Origin of the sequence: Ornithinibacter sp., assembly GCF_035443565.1 — a bacterium.
Classification (GTDB): domain Bacteria; phylum Actinomycetota; class Actinomycetes; order Actinomycetales; family Dermatophilaceae; genus Fodinibacter.
In genome coordinates, this window is sequence record NZ_DAORSO010000401.1 from 1 (window position 1) to 1,170 (window position 1,170).

The 1,170-nt window shown below is 70.4% G+C and carries 2 protein-coding genes; one reads left to right on the forward strand and one right to left on the reverse strand.

Features of this window, described 5'->3' with window-relative positions:
• Positions 1–440, reverse strand: a 440-nt coding sequence (gene tyrS, locus PLL68_RS15505) for a tyrosine--tRNA ligase (protein WP_324535633.1), incomplete at its 3' end; no start/stop codon positions are given.
• Between the two features lie 142 nt (positions 441–582).
• Between tyrS and PLL68_RS15510 the strand changes: the two genes are divergently transcribed.
• Positions 583–1,170 (forward strand): adenosine deaminase family protein (locus PLL68_RS15510; protein WP_502910743.1); only part of this gene is annotated, 588 nt, incomplete at its 3' end.

Consider the following 1,170-nt stretch of genomic DNA (forward strand, 5'->3'; position numbering starts at 1 on the left):
ATCTGGTTGACCCGGAAGTGCTTGCCCACGTCGCGCAGGAAGTCCAGCGCCGACAGCGGCGCGGTCCAGTCGAGGTTGTTGACGAACACGGCCGGGTTCTCACCGTCAGAGGCGAGGAACGGCTCCACCTGTCGGCGGATGTTGGCCACCCACTGCGCGGTCTGCTCCTTGGTCTTCAGCACTCGCTCTGCGCTGGGCCGCGGGTCACCGATGAGTCCGGTGGACCCGCCCACGAGGCAGATCACCCGGTGACCGGCTCGCTGCAGGTGCCGCAGCACGATCAGCTGGACGAGGTTGCCGAAGTGCAGCGATGGCGCGGTGGGGTCGAAGCCGCAATACGCCGTGATCGGCCCGTCGGCGAGTGCCGTGCGCAGCGCGGACTCGTCGGTGGACTGCGCCACCAGCCCTCGCCACTGCAGCTCGTCGAGGATGTCGCTCACGGTGCTTCCCTTCTCCACGTCCGCGCCTCGACCGGATGCCGGGCGCCCGCCACAGCCTGCCACGGCCCCGGCCATCCCACTGGCGCACGTCCGCGCGCGATGCGGATGCCGGTGGCGGACGGCATCCGGCACACTGTCGGCCGTGATCGACAACGCGGCCTCGACGGATCCCCTCACGACGTTCATCGCCGGCCTGCCCAAGGCCGAGCTGCACGTGCACCACGTGGGGTCGGCCTCACCGCGCATCGTCGCCGACCTCGCCGCTCGCCACCCGGACAGCCCCGTGCCTCAGGACCCGGACGAGCTGGAGCGCTTCTTCACCTTCACCGACTTCGCGCACTTCATCGACGTGTACCTCGCGACCGTGGGGCTGCTGCGCACCGACGAGGACGTGCGCATGCTCACCTACGAGGTGGCCCGCGATCTCGCGGCCCAGCAGGTGCGCTACGCCGAGCTGACGATGACGCCGTACACGTCGGTGGTCCGCGGCATCCCGATCGAGGCGTACACCGAGGCCATCGAGGACGCACGCATTGCCGCCGAACGTGACCACGGCGTCGTCCTGCGCTGGATCTACGACATCCCGGGTGAGTCCGGCCTCGATTCGGCCGACGCCACGTTGACCTACGCCCTGGACCACCGGCCGGAGGCGCTCGTCGGCTTCGGCCTCGGCGGGCCCGAGATCGGCGTGCCACGACCGCAGTTCGCGCCGCACTTCGCCGCCGCGCGG